The organism is Rhizobium sp. UFLA01-1127, assembly GCF_059803845.1.
The window spans coordinates 28630-49550 of record NZ_JAUQTZ010000040.1 but is presented as its reverse complement, the minus strand read 5'-3'; the positions used below and the strand labels follow the sequence as shown (position 1 = coordinate 49550).

Annotated in this window: 24 protein-coding genes and 1 riboswitch; of the genes, 12 read left to right on the top strand and 12 right to left on the bottom strand. The window is 60.1% G+C overall.

Going from position 1 to position 20921, the window contains the following annotated elements; all coding sequences use genetic code 11:
* A partial coding sequence (locus tag Q4Q11_RS12715) for an FMN-dependent NADH-azoreductase (RefSeq protein WP_498569691.1) occupies positions 1-315 on the top strand: 315 nt, incomplete at its 5' end.
* Between the two features lie 87 nt (positions 316-402).
* On the opposite strand, the gene Q4Q11_RS12710 is transcribed toward Q4Q11_RS12715, so the two are convergent.
* The 6 genes from Q4Q11_RS12710 to Q4Q11_RS12685 all read right to left on the bottom strand — a co-directional run bounded on the left by Q4Q11_RS12710 (position 403) and on the right by Q4Q11_RS12685 (position 6011).
* Positions 403-1623, bottom strand: coding sequence for a DUF1501 domain-containing protein (locus Q4Q11_RS12710; RefSeq protein WP_498569690.1), 1221 nt, complete (start codon positions 1621-1623; stop codon positions 403-405).
* A gap of 2 nt (positions 1624-1625) precedes the next feature.
* Positions 1626-3188, bottom strand: coding sequence for a DUF1800 domain-containing protein (locus Q4Q11_RS12705; RefSeq protein ID WP_498569689.1), 1563 nt, complete (start codon positions 3186-3188; stop codon positions 1626-1628).
* 75 nt (positions 3189-3263) lie between these two features.
* Entirely contained in the window at positions 3264-3713 is a 450-nt protein-coding gene (locus Q4Q11_RS12700) for a periplasmic heavy metal sensor (protein ID WP_112503979.1), read from the bottom strand.
* Positions 3710-4159: a hypothetical protein gene (locus Q4Q11_RS12695; protein WP_112503976.1), complete on the bottom strand. Its 450-nt coding sequence runs from the start codon at positions 4157-4159 to the stop codon at positions 3710-3712. Before Q4Q11_RS12695 ends, Q4Q11_RS12700 begins: the two co-directional genes overlap by 4 nt.
* The gene (locus Q4Q11_RS12690; protein WP_498569693.1) at positions 4152-4766 is read right to left on the bottom strand and encodes an RNA polymerase sigma factor; all 615 of its coding nucleotides are present in this window, start codon (positions 4764-4766) and stop codon (positions 4152-4154) included. The genes Q4Q11_RS12695 and Q4Q11_RS12690 overlap by 8 nt, the downstream gene beginning before the upstream one ends.
* A 381-nt stretch (positions 4767-5147) precedes the next feature.
* Positions 5148-6011: an EF-hand domain-containing protein gene (locus Q4Q11_RS12685; protein WP_113215696.1), complete on the bottom strand. Its 864-nt coding sequence runs from the start codon at positions 6009-6011 to the stop codon at positions 5148-5150.
* A gap of 498 nt (positions 6012-6509) precedes the next feature.
* On the opposite strand from Q4Q11_RS12685, the gene Q4Q11_RS12680 reads away from it, so the two are divergent.
* Positions 6510-7151, top strand: a complete 642-nt coding sequence (locus Q4Q11_RS12680) for a TetR family transcriptional regulator (protein ID WP_112503967.1) — start codon at positions 6510-6512, stop codon at positions 7149-7151.
* A gap of 286 nt (positions 7152-7437) precedes the next feature.
* Here the strand turns inward: Q4Q11_RS12680 and Q4Q11_RS12675 are convergent, their stop codons facing one another.
* Positions 7438-8529 (bottom strand): porin, encoded by a 1092-nt coding sequence (locus Q4Q11_RS12675; RefSeq protein WP_112503964.1) that lies wholly within the window; start codon positions 8527-8529, stop codon positions 7438-7440.
* Between the two features lie 613 nt (positions 8530-9142).
* Here Q4Q11_RS12675 and Q4Q11_RS12670 point away from each other — a divergent pair.
* The 7 genes from Q4Q11_RS12670 to Q4Q11_RS12640 all read left to right on the top strand — a co-directional run bounded on the left by Q4Q11_RS12670 (position 9143) and on the right by Q4Q11_RS12640 (position 15112).
* On the top strand, positions 9143-9886 hold the full coding sequence (locus Q4Q11_RS12670; protein WP_112503961.1) for a hypothetical protein: 744 nt from the start codon (positions 9143-9145) through the stop codon (positions 9884-9886).
* A gap of 134 nt (positions 9887-10020) precedes the next feature.
* Positions 10021-10153, top strand: a riboswitch (TPP riboswitch).
* A gap of 91 nt (positions 10154-10244) precedes the next feature.
* Positions 10245-12071, top strand: a complete 1827-nt coding sequence (gene thiC, locus Q4Q11_RS12665; protein ID WP_112503958.1) for a phosphomethylpyrimidine synthase ThiC — start codon at positions 10245-10247, stop codon at positions 12069-12071.
* 1 nt (position 12072) lies between these two features.
* Positions 12073-13053, top strand: a complete 981-nt coding sequence (thiO, locus tag Q4Q11_RS12660; protein WP_112503956.1) for a glycine oxidase ThiO — start codon at positions 12073-12075, stop codon at positions 13051-13053.
* Positions 13044-13241, top strand: coding sequence for a sulfur carrier protein ThiS (thiS, locus tag Q4Q11_RS12655; protein WP_498569688.1), 198 nt, complete (start codon positions 13044-13046; stop codon positions 13239-13241). Before thiO ends, thiS begins: the two co-directional genes overlap by 10 nt.
* 3 nt (positions 13242-13244) lie before the next feature.
* Complete coding sequence (locus Q4Q11_RS12650) at positions 13245-14018, top strand: thiazole synthase (RefSeq protein ID WP_112503951.1); 774 nt, start codon at positions 13245-13247, stop codon at positions 14016-14018.
* On the top strand, positions 14015-14626 hold the full coding sequence (locus Q4Q11_RS12645) for a thiamine phosphate synthase (RefSeq protein WP_498569687.1): 612 nt from the start codon (positions 14015-14017) through the stop codon (positions 14624-14626). The genes Q4Q11_RS12650 and Q4Q11_RS12645 overlap by 4 nt, the downstream gene beginning before the upstream one ends.
* A gap of 159 nt (positions 14627-14785) precedes the next feature.
* Positions 14786-15112 (top strand): hypothetical protein, encoded by a 327-nt coding sequence (locus Q4Q11_RS12640; RefSeq protein ID WP_112503946.1) that lies wholly within the window; start codon positions 14786-14788, stop codon positions 15110-15112.
* A 108-nt stretch (positions 15113-15220) separates the two neighbouring features.
* Here the strand turns inward: Q4Q11_RS12640 and Q4Q11_RS12635 are convergent, their stop codons facing one another.
* Positions 15221-16081, bottom strand: a complete 861-nt coding sequence (locus tag Q4Q11_RS12635; protein ID WP_112504211.1) for a DUF1989 domain-containing protein — start codon at positions 16079-16081, stop codon at positions 15221-15223.
* A gap of 159 nt (positions 16082-16240) precedes the next feature.
* Between Q4Q11_RS12635 and Q4Q11_RS12630 the strand changes: the two genes are divergently transcribed.
* Positions 16241-17125 carry a LysR substrate-binding domain-containing protein gene (locus Q4Q11_RS12630; protein WP_498569686.1) on the top strand — a complete coding sequence of 295 codons (885 nt, stop codon included), beginning with the start codon at positions 16241-16243 and terminating at the stop codon, positions 17123-17125.
* Between the two features lie 206 nt (positions 17126-17331).
* Entirely contained in the window at positions 17332-17535 is a 204-nt protein-coding gene (locus tag Q4Q11_RS12625) for a hypothetical protein (RefSeq protein ID WP_112503939.1), read from the top strand.
* 97 nt (positions 17536-17632) lie between these two features.
* On the opposite strand, the gene Q4Q11_RS12620 is transcribed toward Q4Q11_RS12625, so the two are convergent.
* Both Q4Q11_RS12620 and Q4Q11_RS12615 read right to left on the bottom strand, forming a co-directional pair.
* Positions 17633-18637, bottom strand: coding sequence for a LacI family DNA-binding transcriptional regulator (locus Q4Q11_RS12620; protein WP_498569685.1), 1005 nt, complete (start codon positions 18635-18637; stop codon positions 17633-17635).
* A gap of 72 nt (positions 18638-18709) precedes the next feature.
* Entirely contained in the window at positions 18710-19594 is an 885-nt protein-coding gene (locus tag Q4Q11_RS12615; RefSeq protein WP_498569684.1) for a LysR family transcriptional regulator, read from the bottom strand.
* 114 nt (positions 19595-19708) lie between these two features.
* Here Q4Q11_RS12615 and Q4Q11_RS12610 point away from each other — a divergent pair, with 114 nt between their 5' ends.
* A complete protein-coding gene (locus Q4Q11_RS12610; RefSeq protein ID WP_112503931.1) occupies positions 19709-19894 on the top strand; it encodes a 4-oxalocrotonate tautomerase in 186 nt (61 codons plus the stop codon).
* Between the two features lie 46 nt (positions 19895-19940).
* On the opposite strand, the gene Q4Q11_RS12605 is transcribed toward Q4Q11_RS12610, so the two are convergent.
* Together Q4Q11_RS12605 and Q4Q11_RS12600 are read right to left on the bottom strand one after the other, a co-directional pair.
* A complete protein-coding gene (locus Q4Q11_RS12605) occupies positions 19941-20207 on the bottom strand; it encodes a hypothetical protein (RefSeq protein WP_112503929.1) in 267 nt (88 codons plus the stop codon).
* A gap of 143 nt (positions 20208-20350) precedes the next feature.
* Positions 20351-20812: an Lrp/AsnC family transcriptional regulator gene (locus Q4Q11_RS12600; RefSeq protein WP_112342267.1), complete on the bottom strand. Its 462-nt coding sequence runs from the start codon at positions 20810-20812 to the stop codon at positions 20351-20353.
* Between the last annotated feature and the right edge of the window lie 109 nt (positions 20813-20921).

Here is a 20921-nt window from a genome sequence, read left to right as displayed (position 1 = left end):
TCTCTCCTCAAGGCCTGGTTCGATCACATCATCTGGCCGGGCGTGACCTTCGGTTACGGAGAAGATGGCCCTAAAGGATTGCTGTCCAATAAGAAGGTTTATCTGGTAACGGCAACGGGTGGCGTGTTCTCCACCGGAAATTATGCGCCGTTTGATTTCCAGGCGGGATACTTGCGCCATCTGCTCGGCTTCATCGGCCTGACCGACGTGGAACTCATACGTGTCGAAGGCACCGTCTTCGGCCCGGATGCCGCAAATGCTGCCATTGCCGCCACCGAAGCCCAGGTTCGCGAAGTGCTCGAACGCGCCGCATAGGGAGCAAGAACAACGTTACGGACTGCAACGTGGCCGGAAACGACTGCGCCAGTGTGTGAGAAATCCCCGGATAGATCGGAGCGCGGCTCAGACGATTAGCCCTTTCATCGGCAGGACATGATCGGATCCGGGGAAGACATCCCGCGTCAATACGGCCGACGATGCTCCGAGCAGATCGACCGCAATGCCCTTGACGACGGCACGCAGGTCCGTGGTGGCGGCAAGATCGCGGCCGTCGCGCAATTGCGCCTGCTTGAGACCGGGCCAATCGGCAATCACCCGGCCGCCCTTGATCGCGCCGCCGGCGAGGAAGGCAGTGGTTGCGGTTCCATGGTCCGTGCCCTGCGTGCCGTTGACCTGCGCCGTGCGGCCGAATTCGGTCGCCACGAAAATCGCGGTATCCTTCCATGCGGGACCAAGCTCCTGCTGGAACGCGGCAAAGGAATTGTCGAGCCCGACGAGAAGCTTGTTCAGCCGATCCACCTCGCCGGCATGGGTATCCCATCCTTCGAAGGCCAACGCTGCGACGCGGGGACCATCGTCCTGTGCCAACAGCCGGGCTGCGCCTCTCGCCATCTGTTCCATACCCGTGGGGTCGCCGGGGCCGCCTCTCGCCTTGACGTCGAGACCGGCGGCGATCTTGCCGGTCGAAATGCCCTCGGCGAGAATTTTCGCAAAAAGCGGGTCGGTGTGATTGTAGAGATCCATCAGGCGCGGCGGTAGGTCGTCGCTGACCGGCTGCAGGTTGGACGGAGACCAGCCAAGCACCGGCGCCTTGCCGCGAATGACAAGCGGCGCGTTAGCGCCAATGGACAATCCGCGGATCGCCGATGCGCCCGGAGAAACCTTGTCGCCCTTCGGCAGGCCCTCCAGCATCCGGTTCAGCCAGCCGGAATCGACGCGGCCGGGCATTTCGTAGCCAGATTCCAGCACATCCTGACCGTCGAAATGGGACCGGTCGCGGTAGGGCGTGGCGCTGGCATGCACGACGGCCGCCTGCCCTGCACGATAGAGCCGGTTGAAGTTCGGCATCGAGGGATGCAGCGCAAAGAAGCTGTCGAGCGGAAGAGCCGCCTGCGGGCCGCTCGTCGTCATGGCGATCGACTGCCGCAGCGTCTGATAATCGGGATCGCCGACAGGCGGAACGGCCGTCAAGCCATCAAGCGCACCGCGCAGGATGATGGTGATGAAGCGCGGGTCGCGTCCGCCGGCGGCATGGGCAAAGCGCGGGATGAAAGCCCAGGCGAACAAGGCGCCGGAAGCGCCAAGCACGGCACGGCGGGTGGGGGTCATGAGTTCGCAGGTCATGGTCAGCGCCTTTGAAATTCGGAGGAAAGATAGGCGATCGTCAGGCCCTGCTTGCGGGTCTCCGCGCGCGATACGGCCTGCAGCGTCTCACTCGAAAGAAGCGGCCCCAGGCTGTCGGAAACGAAACTGCGCGGATCGACCTGGGGCGGCACCGCATTCGCAATCATATTGGCAACATCCATGCGCATGCTGAGACTCTCGCTGGATGCCCAGGCATCGACTGTGTCGGCAAAGCCGTTGGGGCCGGCAGGCGCCCAAAAGGGCTGGCCCATGGCGGTCAAGGCGCCGAGAATGACATTCGGCTTCGGCGTCTCGCCGCTTGCCCTCAGAAGTGCCGCCATGAATTCGAGCGGCGAGCGAACCTTCGACAATGTCGGGTTCCAGGCCTCTTCGGAACCGACGAGGGCGCGATAGACGGCCGAGAGATCGCCATCCGTCTTGCTGAAGGTGGCGGCGACAGTCTGCACCAGCGACGGCGGTGGCGTGTCGGCAACGAAATGCCGGACGAGCTTGGTGGCGATATGCTGGGCCGTCGCCGGATGGCGGGCGAGATCGCGCAAGGCTTCCCGCCCCTGCCCCACGCCGTTGTCGGCATAGGTGAGACCGAGCAGCGTCTGGTCGCCAGGCTCATGAGCACCCGCATTGAAGACGAACGTGCCGGGTGCCCCGAGCTTGCCTTCGGCGCCTGCCACCGTCCAACCGGTGATGATCTTGGCAAGCGTCGTCACATCGGTCTGCGTATAGCCGCCGTTGACGCCGAGGGTGTGCAGCTCCAGCGTCTCGCGGGCGAGATTTTCGTTGAGGCCGCGCTTCTTGTTGGCGTTCGCCTTTGAGTTCGGTCCGATCGATTGCTGATTGTCGAGATAGCCAAGCATGGCCGGATGGGTCTCGACGGCGAGCAGCATATCCGCGAAACGCCCGAAGACATGCGGCCGGATGGCCTCGCGCTCGAAAGCGCCGGCAGCGATATGAACCTCTTCGTTCTTTGAGATTGCAACCGCGAAATGGTTTGCCCAGAACATGGCAAGCCGCTCGCCGAAGCCGATCAAGGGCTGGCGGATGGTGCCGTTGAAGCGGGCATCCGCCTCGGCTAACAGGATCTGCTGCGGAAGATAGGGCATTTGCTGCATTTGCGGCTTGTCGGCCGTTTTCCCAGCCGCCACCGCCATGGCCTGATTGTTCGACTGAGACTGATTGGCCGCCTGGGCTGGCATCGCTTGATTGCTCGGCTGTTCCGCCATCATGGCACCCGAGGACTGCGCCGGCGGCTTCTGCGGCTGTTGCGGTCCCTGCATCGGCTTGTCTTGCGCCGCGGCGGCGACGGCGGTCGCGGCCTGCTGCCTGGCTTCCTTGCGCTGCTCCTGGAATACGTGGAGAGAAACTAGAAGATCGGCCGTGGATTGGAGCAGCGGTCCGACCGGAACCGGGACGTAGCGTTCGGTGATTTCTTCCATCAAAGCCCCGCGCGGGTCCGACACGATCGACGCGGTGCCGTTGCGATCTGCCCCCAGCCCAAACCGGGAAAGGGCAAGCGCGGCATAAACATCATTCGACTGCTGAGCCATGGTCCTGCCAACTCCTGCATCTAACACATCTTTTAAACGTGAGCGCTCGTCCGATCCGTCGGTCGGCAAGTGTGATCATTTTGTGGCGCCAGCCTTCGGCATGCTGCGGCGGATAAGGCTTTCGGCAAGCGCCCGACGCTCGTCGTAGGAAAGCGTTGCCGCGAAATCCACCGCGCGCTGCTCCAGCTTCGCTCTCAAGGCGATATCGGCATCGCGTGCCCTTGCCAGAGCCGCCGACAGAGCCTCCTTGTCCAATGTCGGTTGCCCCAGAAGGGAGGCGGCATCGACCTTGGCCTGCTGAGCCTCAAGAATGGTCTGGCGATCGCCCTTACGTGCCTCGTTGAGTGCCGCGCGCAAAGCCTTCCTCTGAACTGATGGCAATTGCTCGCCGGCAAGCGGCATCATCCCGGCGCGCGCCTGCGTCTTGCGGATCCACGTCAGCCCGCCGCCGGCCAACGCTCCGATCAGGAATGTGTTCAACACCAGCAGAGATATGACCACTATTCGAAAGCTGCGATCCGTCATTGGCTGTCCTGAACTATGCCTGCGTCCGGCCCGATATCGCCAAACATGGTTGCGGTTCCGTCGGAAACGATTGTGGCATCGGATGTGAGATTGGGCGCGAGCACGGCGATGGCGATGCTGCCGGCAAGCGCGCCGGCTATGCCGACCCCCACCAGGCCGATGCCGGCCGAACCGAAGCGGAACCAGTTTCGGACCGTCAGACGACGCACGAGCTTTGCGAGAATCCGGTCTTCCAATCGCGCATGGCGAGGCTGCACGACGTAGGTATCGAGCAACGCATCCAGATCGGCGGCACGTGCAAGCATTCCGGCGGCAGCAGGGCTCTTTGCAAAATTGCGCGCATCCGCACGTTCGGCCTGCGGCCAACGGCCGATATCGCCGCCATAGGTGGCGGTCAATTCTTCAAACCGCTCGGCATTCATCGGACCCGCGATATTCTCAACCATCGCCCTGCTCCTTCAGCAAAAGCACCTGCAACGAGCGCCTTCCACGCGCAAGCAAGCTCTCCAGCGCATCGACGCTGACATCCATGATCTCAGCCGCCTCGGCGTTCGACAGCGCCTGATAGTAAACAAGAATGATCGCCTCGCGCTGCCGCGGCGCGATCATCTGCATGGCCCGTTCCACACGCCGCGATGGATCGTCCTCGTTCATCAAACCCGCGTCCGGCGCCGGCCCTTCATATTCGATGTCGGGCGGATGCTCGGCAAGAACGTCCTTGCGCCGCCTTAGGCGATCGTAGCAGAGGTTGATCGCAACGCGGTGCACCCAGGTGCTGAAGCGGGCATTGCGCTGGCGCCAACCGCCGGCGTTTCGCCAGACCCTCATGAACGTCTCTTGCGCCACATCCTCTGCTTCGGTCGCATCGCCGAGCAGGCGGGTCGCCACGGCCATTATGCGCGGCAACTGCCGGGATACCATCGCGCGCATTGCCGGAACGTCGCCTGCCGCGATGCGCCCGAGCAGATCCTCATCCGGGTCGCCACTCTTGGGCGCGCGATCCCACTTCATCGACAACCGCCACCGTTCCGGTTTCGTGCGATACCGGCACAACGCGGCCGCCTCGGCCCCTTGGCCGGCAAGCGGCGCCAATCGGATCGCAGCATCTCGGTCAGCGTATCATCCTTCGACGTCAGACACAGGTTTACATTGATTGAACGGCGCACCCGCCGAAATCCGTCGCCATAACTTCAAGAATTTCAGATTTTCTTTTCAGGGCCTGCAGCATAATTGCTTAATTCAGCATCGATTTAAGGAATCATGCAGTAGATTTAAAGGGTTACAGCAACCTTTGCGCGCTACGTGGACGCGGCGCTGTAAGGCCGATCTCGCCACGCGAACGAAAAGAGCCGGCTCACCTGATCGAGAGATCAAAACCTCTTCCGTCCAGGCTGCCGGCACTTCGCATGATCGAATGCGAACCTTCATGTCCGATCAGAGCGTCAACAGGTCGCTTGTCGTCTGATCCTGGTCATTTGCCGTATAGAAGCTGCTCAAATCCGGCATCTGCAATTGCTGCGGTCGCTGAGCCTTCATGGCCGATTCGAACTGGCTTTGCGTCAGCGAGCCGGAACCGGACGTATCGAGACTGTTGAACAACGCCGTTGCCTGGTCCTCGCTCACATTCGACGGGCGAGCGGCAACGAATTCGGCTTGAGTGACGCCGCCGTCGCCGTTGGTGTCCATGGAGGAAAACGCGCTGGCAAGTTCATCGTCGCTCATTTGGGCGCCGGAATGGGCATGATGATGCCCGTGCCGTCCTGACTGCATGGCTTTGGCAAGCTGCGCTTCGGTCAGCGAACCGGTCTTGTTGCTGTCGAAGCTTTCGAACAGTTTCTGCGCCTGGGCTTCGGTGACATCCGCCGGACGGGCGGCCACGAATTCCGCCTCGCTGATACTGCCGTCGCCATTGGCGTCCATGGCGCTGATCATATCGCTCTGCGTGCTGTTCTGGCTTCCGTTTGCAGAGGTCTGCTGGGCCGCCGACGCACTGCCGGTTGCGGATGCCTGCTGGGTACTCGACGTGGAGTCGTTGGAATCACCATCCGAATTCGGGGTCGAGCCATTGCTGCCGCCGTTGGCCTGCAGGTTGAGAATGATGTTCATAAGCTGTGCGATGAGCTGCTGAGCTGCAGCCATCTGAGCCTGATCGTTCGACGAGGGCGATGAGGAGTTGACGCCGGAAGAGTTGCCGGACGAACTGTCGGACAGCAGCGACGAAATGGAATCGTCCGTAGCCGAACGAGACGTCCGATACTGGTAATAATTGCTGGATGAGATCGAAGAGATGCTCGTCATGGGGCCTCCAGATACGAGCGTTGAGAGGAACTCCGATGGCTTACGCGTACGCGGCTTGAACACAATTGTCGTCAGGCCTCACCGCAAAAGGGGTAAAGGATGTGACGGCATGCTATCGACATGTGTGGATGGAACAGCAACCACCCAAGATCAAATGCACCTTGCGCCCCAACTTGGCCTATGCATCATCTTCGGACAGGTAGACCTGAGATCGTATCGCCTGTTCAGGTTGCCGTCGCGGCTACCTTCGCATCCGCACACTTTCGATTTTCACTTCCCAACGCGGAGGAAACTGCACAAGGAAACTTGCGCGTGGCTTATAGGTGCTTGACGAATACATCCCGTTGCGATTTTCTCTCCCGATTTTCAGGGGGCATAAATTCCGCCATTCTGTTGTGCACTACTGGTATTGGAGGGCCGGTAGTGGCAGCATCGATGGAAAGGGAAAAGTAAAAGAAGAGGGGCACAGCGTGGCAATCTGTTTCTGTGGAGACGTGAATGAGGCGTACTAAGGAGGAGGCGGCGGAAACGAGGAGCGAGATTTTGCAGTCTGCAAAAGCTCTGTTCCTCGATAAGGGCTATGAAAATGTCAGTCTGGAGGAGATAGCAGCCGCCGCCGGTGTCACGCGGGGCGCGGTGCACTGGCATTTCAAGAACAAGCAGGGGCTGATGTTCGCGATTCGCGATGAGGCTCAGCAACCGTTTCAGGATTTGGCGGATCGGATGTCGAAGGAGCTGCCGCTCGATCCTCTCGATCTCATCGCCGATACGATCGCAGCAATATTCGACGACGTTCAGGGCGATCCACGCAATCGCAGCATGCTGAAGGTGATGATGCATCTCGACATGGCGTTTTGCGACGGCGCCACAAGCCGCGCCAGTTCTTTTCGGCACGACATGCAGGAACACTTCGAACGCATATTCACCTCGATGAATAAGAGGACGAAGCTGCCGGCACCCTGGACGCCGGACACCGCCGCTTCCGCACTCACCGCGGTCATCGGCGGCCTGATCACTGAATGGACACTCGATAGGGGCAATTTCCAGCTCGTGCCCTGCGGACAAATGTTCATAAAGATGGTCTTGAAGACCTGGTTCCCGTTTCCCCATACGGAAGAGCTGGCGGCTACGCCAGTCTAGCAATTCCAGGAAAAGCGCGGCGGTTCTCAGCCCGATTAGGCAAGCAAACCACTGCAGCGACTTTTGCGCGTCATATACGATGCGCGCCGCTGCAAAGGCATGACAAGAGCAGCTTGCAGAGCCTGTGAAGAGCTGAGCCGACCCAAGAAACCCGGAAAACAAAAAAGGATCCGGAGGGAAAGCCAGATCCTTTGCTTTGATCGGAGGTCAACCGATCGATGAAAGAAGCCCGACTGATTGGAACGCCGGGCTTCTCTTACCCGGCGCGAAGCCGGGTAATTTGGCATTAGAAATTGCGCTCGAAGCGCAGGATACCAGCCCACTGATCCTGATTTACAGAATCGAAGTTGGTGTAGGAGACTTCCGGCTCGATGAGCAGGTTCTTGACCGGGTTCCACTTGACGTTCGTGGTCGCGGCAAAGATCTTCGAGTCGGTGTAGGCGAGCTGCAGGTTCCACTTCAGCTTTTCGTTGATCGGAACGGCAACGCCGCCCCAGACGGCCCAGTCACCCCAGCCGCACTTCGACGGATCGTTGACAGGGCAAGCCGAACGGTCGAGGTTGGTGCCGGCATACTTGTTGAGCTTGGAACCATCGGTGTTCCAGCCGCCCATCAAGAAGGCCGAGAAGACGCCGAAGTCGGCATCGACACGAGCCTTGATGGCGCCTTCTTCGACGATCGAATCGTAACCGCCGACGACCTTGAAGCCCCATGCGCCAGACTTGAAGCCAGCACCGGCAACAACGTCGGGAGCGTAGTGGTTGGCCTTGTCGTCCGTCCACCAGCTGGAGCCATAGGAAGCGCCAGAACCGCTGGAGTTCGAATCTTCGACCGAGACGACAGCCGTGAAGCCGTTGCCGGCATCATAATTGTAGGTCAACTGGTTGAGTTCGTACGGGCCGTCATAGATCACGTCGTCGTTGATGACGTCGCCGGCGTAACCGATGTAGGAGTTATACTGAGAGTCGGCCTTACCGACGAGGAAACCACCGAGGCTGATGTTGGCGAACAGCAGCTTGGTGCTGGTCGTGTTGCCGTCGTTCCAGTCCCAACGGATGACCGTGTTGGTCTTCAGCGGACCGTATTCGGTGTCGGTCGCGGTATCGAGCGACAGCTCGGCGCGGGTGTGCCAGAGCGTGCCGTTGTGGCTGTTCGGGTTATAGGCGTCATACCACTGACCTTCGGTACGAACCTTGCCGCCGATCTTGAGGCAGGTTTCGGTCCCGGGGATGAAGAAGTAGCCAGCGCCGTATGCATCGCAGATACGGACGTATTCCAGCGGCTCCGGCTGAGCGGCAACGATGGCGTCGGCCGCATGGGCACCGGAAACTGCTGCCAGCGCAGCAGCGGAGCCGAGAAGAAGGCTCTTGATGTTCATTTTAAACTCCTGGTTGTAATATACATTTCTAATTTACCGCGAGTACAAAGCTGGATACCGCCTCAGAGATCGGTTCGGTCAAAACGCGACCGGCAGCCCGGCAAATACGCACCTGATGTTGGCTAGAGTCCCCTCGAACCTCCTTGATTGACCCCGCGGCAAAGGTTTCGAAATGCCTCTACCGATCCGGACGATTGCTCGACCGCAAGACAATTTATGTCCTATATTTTGCTTACAAACCGCCCGTATGTTTGTCAATTATATGAAGGTGACCCAGGCGCTACTCTTGCGCGCTGTTGCTCAAATGCAACTCGCCACGGCAGGGCCGGGACCGCTCCTTCCGGCGAACGCAAGGCACGACAACTCGCGCAAATGCATGCCAGCGGCGATCGCTAACCGTGCGCGGGCGGAATCGACATCGACAAACGATCGGTGGACGGCCGCCAGCGCCGACGTTGTCACCGACCTCTCCTGGTCAAAATCCGGTGGGTGAGGTCTTTCGCGAAAACCTCGGCAAGGCTCAGAAATAAAATTCAACAAATCAGCACACACAGAAATGTTGAATTTTCCTAGATTCCGGTGACTCGCGCCATTGGAAAGGGACAAATCGCGAATGAACGAGAACCGGTTGATCTTCATCGCGACTCCCTGCTTTGGCGGGCTCGTTACCAAGGATTACATGCAATCCATCTTCTCTTTGATGCAGACGGGCGCCCGCGCCGGGATACAACTGACACTTGCGCTTCTCGGCAATGATGCTCTGATTACCCGCAGTCGCAATACGCTCGTATCGTCCTTCCTCAACGACACCTCGGCCACCCACATGCTGTTCGTCGATGCCGACATCAGCTTTGAACCCGATCAGGTCATGCGGCTGCTGGAGGCCGATAAGGATGTCGTCGCCGCTATGTATCCGATCAAGGATTATGATTGGGATACCGCTGCCCGCGTCAATACGAACGACGGCGAATCGCTTTCGGCCGCAGCACTCCACTATGTCGGAACGCCGCTGGTCGGCCAAAGCGCCGAACGCGACGGCGATTTCGTCAGCGCCGTCTATGCGGGCACCGGCATGCTGCTGATCAAGCGCGCCGTCATCGAGATGATGATCGCCTCCTATCCGGAGCTGCGCTACGGCACCATCCACGCCTATCCCAGCGCCAAGCGCACGCCGAGCACCCAATATGCCCTGTTCGAATGCATGATTGAAGAGGGAACGGGCATCTATCTCAGCGAGGATTTCGCCTTCTGCCATCGGTGGCGGGCGCTCGGCGGCAAGATCTGGCTCGATACAGCCAGCAAGCTTTCCCACACCGGCCCTCATCGTTTCGTCGGCAATACCGCGCCACGTTACTGAACCGCCGCACGCTGAACGCTCGCCTTTGCACGATAACGTTGTAATTGCATGGCTGCGGCACTGATCGATCGGACGAAAAAGTGCCACTATCGTTGCGGGGTTGACAGAGGGCGAGGGTAAGGCATAGCCTTTTCCACATTCACCAGGGGGGTCCCGGCAAGGGGCTGAGATACTGCTGAACAATGCGGCTTTGCCGATTGTGGGCGCAGTGACCCGTTGAACCTGATCCAGTTCATACTGGCGTAGGGACGGTGCAAGCGCTCAAAGGCTTCGGGTTCCCGCTTGGATTCCATGCCGGCGTCTTTTCATCATTCCGGCTGATGACTGGGTCTCCAACTGCAATTTGGAGCCTCAAACCATGACCATTGCCGCAAAAAACCTGACCCCAACCGTTACGACAGGGCCGCTGCCGGCGTCGCGGAAGATCTATGTTCCCGGGGATATCCACGCCGACATCCGCGTACCAATGCGCGAGATCAGCGTCCATCCGACATCCGGCGAGCCACCCGTCGTCGTCTATGACTCCTCCGGTCCCTACACGATCGAAGGCGCGGATATCAGCATCGAACGGGGCCTGTCGCAGCTCCGCCGCGACTGGGTGCTCGCCCGCGGCGATGTCGAGGCTTATCAAGGCCGCCATGTCCGCCCCGAAGATAACGGCTTCGTCAGTGGCGAGCGGCTGACACCCGAATTTCCCGCCAAGCGCCAGCCGCTGCGCGCCAAGGACGGCAAAGCCGTCACGCAGCTGGCTTACGCGCGTGCCGGCATCATCACGCCGGAAATGGAATACATTGCCATCCGAGAAAATCTCGGCCGCAAGGCGAAAGCGGAAGCCATGATTCGCGATGGCGAAAGCTTCGGCGCCCACATCCCGGACCACGTCACCCCGGAATTCGTGCGCCAGGAAGTCGCCGCCGGTCGCGCCATCATTCCGGCCAACATCAATCACCCGGAAAGCGAGCCGATGATCATCGGCCGGAATTTCCTGGTGAAGATCAACGCCAATATCGGCAATTCCGCCGTCACTTCCTCCATGGCGGAGGAGGTCGAAAAGATGGTCTGGGCCGCACGTTGGGGCGCCGACACCGTCATGGATCTGTCGACGGGCCGCAACATCCACAACATCCGCGAATGGATCATCCGCAATTCGCCGCTGCCGATCGGCACGGTGCCGCTCTATCAGGCACTCGAAAAGGTCGGCGGCATTGCCGAGGAGCTGACCTGGGAAATCTATCGCGACACGCTGATCGAGCAGGCCGAACAGGGCGTCGATTATTTCACCATCCATGCCGGCGTGCGGCTGCACTACATCCCGCTCACCGTCAATCGCGTCACCGGCATCGTCTCGCGCGGCGGCTCGATCATGGCCAAGTGGTGTCTCCACCATCATCGCGAGAGCTTCCTCTACGAGCATTTCGAGGAAATCTGCGATATCTGCCGCGCCTATGACGTCTCCTTCTCGCTCGGCGACGGTCTGCGTCCGGGCTCGATCGCCGATGCGAACGATGCCGCCCAGTTTGCCGAACTCGAGACGCTCGGCGAATTGACGAAGATCGCCTGGGCTAGAGATTGCCAGGTGATGATCGAAGGCCCCGGCCATGTGCCGATGCACAAGATCAAGGAAAATATGGACAAACAGCTTGCTGTCTGCGGCGAGGCGCCCTTCTACACGCTCGGGCCGCTGACGACGGATATCGCGCCGGGCTACGACCACATCACGTCGGGCATCGGCGCGGCCATGATCGGCTGGTTCGGCACAGCCATGCTCTGCTACGTCACTCCGAAGGAACATCTGGGGCTGCCCGACCGCAACGATGTCAAGACGGGTGTGATTACATACAAGATTGCTGCCCATGCGGCCGATCTCGCCAAGGGTCACCCGGCTGCACAGGTGCGCGACGACGCTTTGTCGCGTGCCCGCTTCGAGTTCCGCTGGGAAGATCAGTTCAACCTGTCGCTCGACCCCGATACCGCCCGCAGCTTCCATGACGAAACCTTGCCGAAGGAAGCCCACAAGGTTGCGCATTTCTGCTCGATGTGCGGCCCCAAATTCTGTTCGATGCGGATCTCGCACGACATTCGCGCCGAGGCGCAGAAGGAAGGGCTGGAAGCCATGGCGGCCAAATATCGCGAAGGCGGCGATCTCTATATGCCGATCGATGCCGCTTCGAATCCGGCCGAGTGACATGCGCATTCTCGTCAAGGGGGCCGGCGTTGCCGGCCTCACGGTCGCTCACGAACTTGTTCGGCGCGGTGCCGAAATCACGATCTCGGACCCCGGCCGAAATTTCAGCCGAGCCGCTTCATGGCTTGCCGGCGGCATGCTGGCGCCATGGTGCGAGCGGGAGAGCGCCGATGAGGCTGTGCTGGAGCGCGGCCGTGATTCTGCCGATCGATGGGACGCCATCCTGCCGGGCCGGGTCCTCCGCAATGGAACGCTCGTCGTCGCGCCGAACCGGGATCAAAACGAGCTGAAGCGGTTCGCCAGCCGCACAACGGGCTATCGCTGGATAGAGGAGCGCGAGATCGCCACTCTGGAACCCTCTCTTGCCGGCCGCTTTCGCCATGCGCTGCTCTTTCCGCAGGAAGCGCATCTCAACCCGCGCGAGGTCCTGCAGCTATTGAAAAACGATCTGTTGGCGAAGGGCGCAAACTTCATCGAAGGGCTGGCGGACGACGGCGACTTCACGGAAATCGTCGACTGCACGGGGGCGGCCCGCGTCGGCGAAAGCCGCGAGCTGCGCGGTGTACGCGGCGAAATGCTCTATCTACAAACGCAGGAGGTCGCGCTCTCGCGCCCCGTCCGCCTGCTGCATCCCCGCTTTCCAGTCTACATCGTGCCGCGCGGCGAAGGCCTTTTCATGGTTGGTGCGACGATGATCGAAACGGACTCCGACGGGCCGATCACCGCCCGCTCGCTGATGGAACTCCTGAACGCCGCCTATGCGCTGCACCCCGCCTTTGCCGATGCGGCCATCGTCGAAACCGGCGCCGGCATCCGTCCTGCCTTTCCAGACAACCTCCCGCGCGTGACGCGGCAGGGCAAAACCATCCTTATCAACGGCTTCTATCGCCACGGCTTCCTGCTGGCGCCGGCAATGGCTGCGGAGGCCGCGGACCTCATCTTCTCCGGACACGACAACGACAGGAACCGCCAATGCGCCTGATCATCAATGGCGAAGCGCAGATCGTCAGCGCAACTACGCTTTCACAGCTTCTGGCCGCTCTCGACTATGAGGGCGAGTGGCTGGCAACCGCCGTCAACGGCGAACTTATCCATCGCGAAGAACGCGACGATCACGCTCTCGTCGAAAATGACAGGATCGAGATCCTCACGCCAATGCAGGGAGGCTGATCCATGCTCGAACTCTACGGAAATCAGATCGAATCACACCTTCTTCTCGGTACGGCGCGCTATCCCTCCCCGGCCGTGCTGGCTGAAGCCGTCAAGCGCTCGGGAACCGAAATCGTTACCGTTTCTCTGCGCCGGGAAACGGCCGGCGGGCGCAATGGCGGTGCGTTTTTCGAGATGATTCGCGACCTTGGCGTTCGCGTTCTTCCCAATACCGCCGGCTGCCATGGCGTCTCCGAAGCCGTACTGACTGCAAAAATGGCGCGCGAGGTGTTTCGGACCAGCTGGATCAAGCTCGAAGTCATCGGCAACCACGACACGCTGCAGCCCGATGTCTTCGCGCTGGTCGAGGCAGCGAGGATTCTCACCGATGACGGATTCGAGGTCTTTCCCTATACGACGGACGATCTCGTGGTCGCCGAGCGGCTGCTGGAAGCCGGATGCAGGGTATTGATGCCCTGGTGCGCACCGATCGGATCCGCGGCAGGTCCGCTCAACCTTTCCGCGCTTCGCTCCATGAGAGCGCATTTTCCGGAGGTGCCGCTAATCGTGGATGCCGGCATCGGCAGGCCTTCGCACGCGACCACCGTCATGGAACTCGGCTTCGATGCCGTACTCTTGAACACAGCCGTTGCCGGTGCCGGCGATCCGGCCGCAATGGCGGAAGCTTTTGCCAAGGCGATCGATGCAGGCATGCAGGCGTTTGGCGCGGGCATGCTGGAGCCGCGCGACATGGCCGTGCCATCGACACCGGTGATCGGAAAGGCGGTTTTCTCGTGACGCTCGACCCCTTCTATCTGATCGTCGACGACGCAGTCTGGATAAAGAGGCTGGCGCCGCTCGGCGTTAAGCTCGTGCAATTGCGCGTCAAGGATCGCGCGCCGTCGGAAATCCGCACGGAAATTCGCGAATCAAAGGCAATTTGCGCCGCCCACGGATGCCAGTTGATCGTCAACGACTACTGGCAGCTTGCGATCGAGGAGGGTTGCGATTTCATTCATCTCGGCCAAGAGGACCTTGCCGCGGCCGATCTGGATACGATTCGCGCAGCCGGATTGAAACTGGGCCTTTCGACGCATGACGAGGCGGAACTGCAAACGGCGCTCGCCGCCAAACCCGATTACATAGCGCTTGGGCCGATCTATCCGACCATCCTCAAGGCCATGCCGTGGGCTCCGCAGGGGCTGGAGCGCATCGGCCAATGGAAGGCCCGCATCGGCGACATTCCGCTTGTCGCAATCGGCGGCCTGTCGGTCGAACGCCTTGCGGGCGTTTTCGCACATGGTGCCGATAGCGCAGCCGTGGTAACGGACATCACCCGCAATCGCGATCCCGAAGCGCGGACACTTGAATGGATAGGAGCGACAAGACGATCGCCTCCGGCCTGAAAAGACGAGGCCGCGCCCACGTCACTGGCCCCGACCTTCAGAACTTCCGCCCGATGAACGGTGCATTCATAATATATTCAGGTGAACATAATCATGCTTAAAGCGTTGATTAAATGGCTCGCGCATTCGCTGAGCACAAAGACTGCTTTGGAGGTAGTCATGATAAAGAAGACGGTTCTTACGGTTTTGCTGGCCGCTACGGTCGTAGGCGGCGTATTGGCGCCCGTCAGCAGCGCGCAGGCGCAGTATTACGACGGCTATCGCGGTGACTGGCATCGTCATCACCACCATGGTAACGGCGGCGCGATCGCCGGCGGTGTTGCTGCAGGTCTCCTCGGTGGCCTGATTGTCGGCGGCGCCCTTGCCAACAGGGGTCCGGTTTACGAAGTCGCCCCCCCGCCGCCGAGATGCTGGTTCGAGGACCGCCGCGTCCAGAACGAGTACGACTACGGCTGGCACTACGAGCGCGTTCGCGTTTGTAACTAAGCGATAAACGATGCATCCGCACGGAATGGCTGCGTCGTTTGATGAGTGATTTGCCGGCGGCCGAAACCGCCGGCAAACTGTTTCAATCCTGCCGCGACGGCCGATGAATCACAGGCCGTGTGTCCTCGGATAGGCGTTGCGTTCCGGGAAAGTCCTCCCGGCAAGGCTTTCAGCCTCAGGTCGCCAGATTTCGACCTGCAAGGGATAGCAGGGCGCCGTATCGCTTGAATGCCCGCTGCCGCAATCGCCCCCGGGGCAGGCCGAAAGCGCGCCGAGAAGATCGATCTCTGCAAAAAACTCGATGAAATCGCCCGGCCGCACCGGGCTTGCCTTCATGAAATACTGATGGGTATCACGGGTAAAGCCGGTACACATGAAAACGTTCAGCACGTCGTGAACATGAAACTCCGCCTCCTGGACGGAGATATTCATTTCTTTGGCAAGCGCGCGCGACAGGTTGGAATGGCAGCAATGGTGATAGTCGTCGCCCTTCAGCAGCCGGTTCGTGTAGGGATCGCAACGCGTGCCGATGACATCGTGAACGCCGGCGCCGTCCGCGTCCCAGCCATACCAGCCCAGCGTATCGTGGGTAATCGTCGCCATCGGTCGCAGATAGGGCAGCGTGCTCCAAAGCCGATCGCCGACACCGACATGAGTGGCGTGCAAAGCCCGCGTCTTGCCGCTGAAGAAGCGCTCCGTCAGATCATCCGCGTTCCACAGATTGAGATCGCCCACCTGCGATCCCTCCACGCTGACGATGCGGAAGAAATGCCCTTTAGGCACGCGGAAAGCGCCCCCATCCCGCGGCGGCACGATGACCTCGCCAACCTTGGTCATATTTGCCCTTGCCGCTCGCAGCAGGTCCATATCGACCGCCGGCAGCGTTCCGTTCGGATAAACCACGACCGGGGGCTTTCGCCGCCGCTCGTCGGCGTCTGCGGGAACGGGCGTATCAAAAAGCTTATGCATGTTCATCAGCTTCCTCAGTATCTCGGGCGGCATTCCATAGTCTGCATGTTCATGCACGCAGCTGCCCCTCAGGCATCTGGCGGCAATGTAATGAGAACCGACGCAAGCGCAACGGCGATTGTGCTTGCTCTTTGGCTAAGCCTTACTTAGCCTAAAGCCATGCACCAAGTTCCCCTTGCCTCCCTTCGCGCCCTGGAAGCCGCCATTCGCCACGAAAGCTTTGCCAAGGCGGCGGCGGAGCTCAACCTGACGGCGGCGGGTGTGAGCCAGCATGTTCGCACGGTGGAAAATTGGCTTGGTATCGCCCTGTTCAACCGCCATGCCCGCGGCGTGACGGCAACCGCAGCGGGCCGTGAATTCGGGACGGCAGTCACAAAAGGGCTGGCACAGATCGAGACCGCCGCGCAGCAGCTGAGGCGCGAGAGCCACGAGCGTCCCGTCAGCGTGGCATGCATCGCCTCCGTCGCCACCCGATGGCTGATACCGCGCCTGCCGGCATTCCGAAGGAAATTCCCCGATATCCGCATCAATATCGTCTATGCGCTCGATGCAAAGACGCCGGAAGCGGCAAGCGTCGATCTCCTGATCCGCCACGGACCGCGTCCCGATGCCAATGCGATCCCTCTCTTGACGGCAGAGACGCGGCCGACCTGTTCGGCCGAATACCTGCACCGCCACGGGCCGTTCAGGACGCCATCGGATCTTGTAAACGCCGATCTCCTGCATGATGAAACGCCGGCCTCCTGGAGCCGCTGGTTCGCAATCGCCGGCATCCGGCAAGCTCCCCCGGCAGGCCCGATCTTTGCTGATTTCAGCCTGATGATCGGCTCCGTCGGCGGCGGACAAGGCGTTGGCCTTTGCCCGACCGCGCTCATTGCCGAAGAACTGGCCAATCGAACCCTGGTCACCCTGTTCGATACGCCCTTGGATACGGAAAAATCCTATTGGCTGATCGAGGCCAGCCGTCTTTCCGGTGAGGCACAAACCTTTCGCGACTGGCTGACCGCTGCCAATGGCGAAGCCGTTTCAACGCCGCCCCCTTAAGTCATCGGGCTCGGCGCATCTGCGCGAAAGACGCCGACAATCATGGCAAGCCGAACCCTTTCCGTTCACCGCGGTAAGGCGAAAGCCTTTTCGGATAGACGAGATCAAGGCCACCTGAGGCGAGACCGTTACCGGAACAAATCTCTCTCGCGAAGCATTCCGGAAGACGGGGCGCTCTGTTCGATTGGTTTGCAAAGGAGATGGCTATGGACCAGGATACGATCGATCGGCTCAATTCGGTAAGCCAGCAACTACAGTCGCGAGCTCTTGCTCTGTCAAAGGCCGAAGAAGGCCACGACCACGCGCTCATCATGTCGGCACTGGGCCTCATGATAGAGGAGGTGCGATCCTTGGATAAAAGGGTGGCCCGCCTCGATGGCCCCAAGGGGATTGGCGCGGCAGGCTCCTAATGCCGGTCCCTGTGATTATCTCGAGTGGACATCGGCCGGCATCAAGTCTGACAGCATCTCCGCCAAGGTTTCATGGTCAACAGCCAGGCTGACATCCTCAAAGGCTTTCGGCGGTAACGGTGAGAAAGCGGACTGGCTCGGGATCGATCTCCGTATCGTTCAGCCCAAGCCGCTTGAGCGTCAGGTCGATGGCACGCCGGGCCTGCACCTCGGGCGCCTGATCAAGGACGATCGTCATGAGACCCTCCTTTAGATAGCCGCGCGTCGCATCGGACAATTCATGCCCGACCCAGAAGACAGGTCGTTTTTGATACCGGCGCAAAACCGTCGCAACCGCGGCATTATCGCCACCGGCGCTGTAGAGACCAGCAATATCGGGATATCGGGCGAAGGCTTCCGTCAACAGCTCCATCGTCCTCATTTCATCGTCCTCGTCGAACATGACTTCGGCGAAGCGATGCGACGGGTTCGCATGACCGAGCACATAATCGGAAAAACCGCGGATGCGCGCCTTGTGGTTCTCATAAGCGCCGCTGTGACAGAGCGCGACAAAGGTGCCGGAAATAGCGGTCTGCATGCGCGCCATATAAAAGGCGGCGGTGCGGCCTGCCGCCTCGTTGTCGATACCGACGTAAGGCAGTTCCGGCGCCGGTCGTGTCATGATCTGGACGACAGGCATGCCCCCGCTCGCTGCCTTTCGAACGCTGCCGACCACATCGGGATGATCGGGTGCGACGACGATCAAGGCGGAGCGCCGCGCCTGAGGATTTGCGATATGACGCGAAAAATCGGCCGGATCGTCCTCTTTGGCGAAGGTCCGCTGGATCAAAATATCCTTATCGAGCAGGGCGGCGATGCGCTCGAAGGCACGGTTGAGTCTCGAATAGAAATAGGTCTCGGGCCGCAGCAGCACGACTTCTATCCGCACCAGACCATGCCTGATCCCGACAGGTGGCGTGCGGTAGCCGAGCCGCCTGGCGGCGATGAATATCTTTTCCGCCGTTTCCGGCAAAACATTACCTCGACCGTTGAGCGCGCGCTCGACCGTTGCCGCTCCCACACCTGCGGCGGCCGCCACATCCTTCAACGTAACCTTGGCCACGCTTCGCCCACCCTCTCCAGCTGATGATCAGATTTGATCATAGATTCGCAACCGGTAAAAGAGGCCGGGATCTCAGCCGAAACGGTCAACCAGAAAATCGATGACACTGCGCAACATCGCCGTTGGACGGCGATCCGGCGCATAGACCAGATGCATCGGCGTCGGCTTGTACGACCATTGCGGCAGCACGGGTTCAAGCCGACCGGCATCGAGATCGGCCGCCAGCAACAATTCAGGCTGCAGCGCAATGCCCGCGCCATGCAGGGCGGCAACGCGCAGGGCTGCGCCCTGGTTCGTGGTGAACCTGCCCTTGATGGCGACTTCGCGTGTTTCTCCTTCCGGACCGACGAGATGCCAGCGTCCCTGCATGCGCCAGTAGGAATGGCCAAGACACATGTGATTGACAAGATCCTCGGGCTTTTGCGGCCTGCCGCAGCGGTCGAGATAATCAGGCGACGCAGCGAGAATGCGCCGATAGGGCTTCAGGGGACGCGCCACGAGACTGGTATCCGTCAGGTCGCCGATGTGAATGCCGAGTTCATAGCCCTCGCCGATCAGATCGTGCGGATTGTTGTCGAGGGCCAGGTCGACGCTGACGTCGAGGTTCTCATGCAGATAGTCGACAAGCGCCGGGACGAGGGTCTGTGTCCCGAAACTGACGGGGGCTACGAGCCGCAGGCGACCGCGTGGCGCCGATTGCAGCTCGGACGCCGATTGCTCGGCGAGATCGACTTCCGCCAACACCGTTTTGCAGCGCTCGTAATAGAGCCTGCCGACCTCGGTGAGCTGGTGACGGCGCGTGGTGCGATGAAGCAACCGCGCACCGAGCCGCTGTTCGATCGTCCTCACATGCTTGGCGACCATAGTCGCCGACACCTGGCTGATGTCGGCCGCGGCGGCAAAGCTGCCGTGTTCCACCACTTTGACGAACATCGCCATTCCGGCCAGCTTGTCCATAATTGCATACCCGCAGGTTTGGAATGAAACAAACAAGAGCGTATTTATCGCCCCAGGGTTTTGCAAGATAGTTGGCAGGCCCAACGTCAGGCGACATTATCTCAAGGAGTTGCAATGCCCATTCTGCGCTTGGAAATGCATCCCGGACGCACACAGGACCAAAAGCGCGCCTTCGTTCGCGAAGCGACCAAGGTTGCTGTGGAAACACTGGCCTGCCCGCCGGAATCGCTGGAAATCATCATTACTGAAATTTCGAAGGATTCCTGGGCGACAGCGGGCAAGCTGAAATCGGATAACTGAGAAGGCCCGGTTTCACGATCATGGCCTGACGGTCCTCATCGGACCGTCAGGGTGCGTTCGGGCTGAGGCTTTGCCGCCCCCAGGCCTCAGCCCAATCCATCAAACGCGCCATCTCCTGCTTGAGAGCATGCGAACGGATGATATCGGCGGCGTGATTTTGATTGGTGCGCGGATTATAGAACGCGTCGATCTCTTCGCCGCTCTCCCGCCTTGCCGCCTCGAGACGAAGCTTCACGTCCTCGACTTCGGCCTTCACTGCAAAGTACCGCCTCATGACCTCGACAAGATCGCGGTCGCCTGCACTGGTCTTCATGCGTACTCCATCCTACTTATTTTAGCGCCTCGCAATGATCCGATTCGAATGGCGAAATCTAGGTCATTGTTTAGCCGGCAAGATGGATTGAGCGGCGCAGCGTCACCTGGCGGATGGAAAGGCTGACGAAGTAAGAAGCGGAATTACGACCAGTTTTCCTTGACCGACTGCATCACTACATTGGTCGACGTGCTGGCCACGAAAGGCAGGCTCGAAATCTTTTCGCCGAGAACGATGCGGTAGCGGCGAATGTCCGAGGTCCGGACCTTGAGGAGATAATCGAAGCGGCCGGCGATCATGTGGCACTCTTCGATCTCCTTGATCTTCTTGACTGCGTTGTTGAAGCTGAGCAAAGCTTCCTCGCGCGTATCCGTCAGCTTCACCTCGGCAAAAGCCACATGATCGAGGCCGAGCTTGATCGGATTGAGTATGGCTTTGAAGCCGTCGATATAGCCGGAATCGATCAGTTTCTTCAGGCGTGCCTGGCACGGTGTCTTGGAAAGACCGACCCGTTCCGAAAGCTCCGTGATCGACATGCGGCCGTCTTCGACCAATGCATCGAGGATCTTTTGATCGAACTGGTCAATTTCACTGGATTTTGTCATATCAGTAGGCATTCCTATTTGAAATAAGCATTATTGAAGTTCAATATGACTGAAAAGCTGTAGTTTCAAGGCGGAATGCTTTGCTGAAATGAACTATATTCTGATCGAA

What these genes read in the sequence shown, in the direction of transcription:
- Q4Q11_RS12710 (WP_498569690.1), bottom strand. Translation starts at nt 1,623, where the DNA reads ATGACCTGCGAACTCATGACCCCCACCCGCCGTGCCGTGCTTGGCGCT.
- Q4Q11_RS12705 (WP_498569689.1), bottom strand. Translation starts at nt 3,188, where the DNA reads ATGGCTCAGCAGTCGAATGATGTTTATGCCGCGCTTGCCCTTTCCCGG.
- Q4Q11_RS12700 (WP_112503979.1), bottom strand. Translation starts at nt 3,713, where the DNA reads ATGACGGATCGCAGCTTTCGAATAGTGGTCATATCTCTGCTGGTGTTG.
- Q4Q11_RS12695 (WP_112503976.1), bottom strand. Translation starts at nt 4,159, where the DNA reads ATGGTTGAGAATATCGCGGGTCCGATGAATGCCGAGCGGTTTGAAGAA.
- Q4Q11_RS12685 (WP_113215696.1), bottom strand. Translation starts at nt 6,011, where the DNA reads ATGACGAGCATCTCTTCGATCTCATCCAGCAATTATTACCAGTATCGG.
- Q4Q11_RS12680 (WP_112503967.1), top strand. Translation starts at nt 6,510, where the DNA reads ATGAGGCGTACTAAGGAGGAGGCGGCGGAAACGAGGAGCGAGATTTTG.
- Q4Q11_RS12675 (WP_112503964.1), bottom strand. Translation starts at nt 8,529, where the DNA reads ATGAACATCAAGAGCCTTCTTCTCGGCTCCGCTGCTGCGCTGGCAGCA.
- Q4Q11_RS12670 (WP_112503961.1), top strand. Translation starts at nt 9,143, where the DNA reads ATGAACGAGAACCGGTTGATCTTCATCGCGACTCCCTGCTTTGGCGGG.
- thiC (WP_112503958.1), top strand. Translation starts at nt 10,245, where the DNA reads ATGACCATTGCCGCAAAAAACCTGACCCCAACCGTTACGACAGGGCCG.
- thiO (WP_112503956.1), top strand. Translation starts at nt 12,073, where the DNA reads ATGCGCATTCTCGTCAAGGGGGCCGGCGTTGCCGGCCTCACGGTCGCT.
- thiS (WP_498569688.1), top strand. Translation starts at nt 13,044, where the DNA reads ATGCGCCTGATCATCAATGGCGAAGCGCAGATCGTCAGCGCAACTACG.
- Q4Q11_RS12650 (WP_112503951.1), top strand. Translation starts at nt 13,245, where the DNA reads ATGCTCGAACTCTACGGAAATCAGATCGAATCACACCTTCTTCTCGGT.
- Q4Q11_RS12640 (WP_112503946.1), top strand. Translation starts at nt 14,786, where the DNA reads ATGATAAAGAAGACGGTTCTTACGGTTTTGCTGGCCGCTACGGTCGTA.
- Q4Q11_RS12635 (WP_112504211.1), bottom strand. Translation starts at nt 16,081, where the DNA reads ATGCATAAGCTTTTTGATACGCCCGTTCCCGCAGACGCCGACGAGCGG.
- Q4Q11_RS12630 (WP_498569686.1), top strand. Translation starts at nt 16,241, where the DNA reads ATGCACCAAGTTCCCCTTGCCTCCCTTCGCGCCCTGGAAGCCGCCATT.
- Q4Q11_RS12625 (WP_112503939.1), top strand. Translation starts at nt 17,332, where the DNA reads ATGGACCAGGATACGATCGATCGGCTCAATTCGGTAAGCCAGCAACTA.
- Q4Q11_RS12615 (WP_498569684.1), bottom strand. Translation starts at nt 19,594, where the DNA reads ATGGACAAGCTGGCCGGAATGGCGATGTTCGTCAAAGTGGTGGAACAC.
- Q4Q11_RS12610 (WP_112503931.1), top strand. Translation starts at nt 19,709, where the DNA reads ATGCCCATTCTGCGCTTGGAAATGCATCCCGGACGCACACAGGACCAA.
- Q4Q11_RS12605 (WP_112503929.1), bottom strand. Translation starts at nt 20,207, where the DNA reads ATGAAGACCAGTGCAGGCGACCGCGATCTTGTCGAGGTCATGAGGCGG.
- Q4Q11_RS12600 (WP_112342267.1), bottom strand. Translation starts at nt 20,812, where the DNA reads ATGACAAAATCCAGTGAAATTGACCAGTTCGATCAAAAGATCCTCGAT.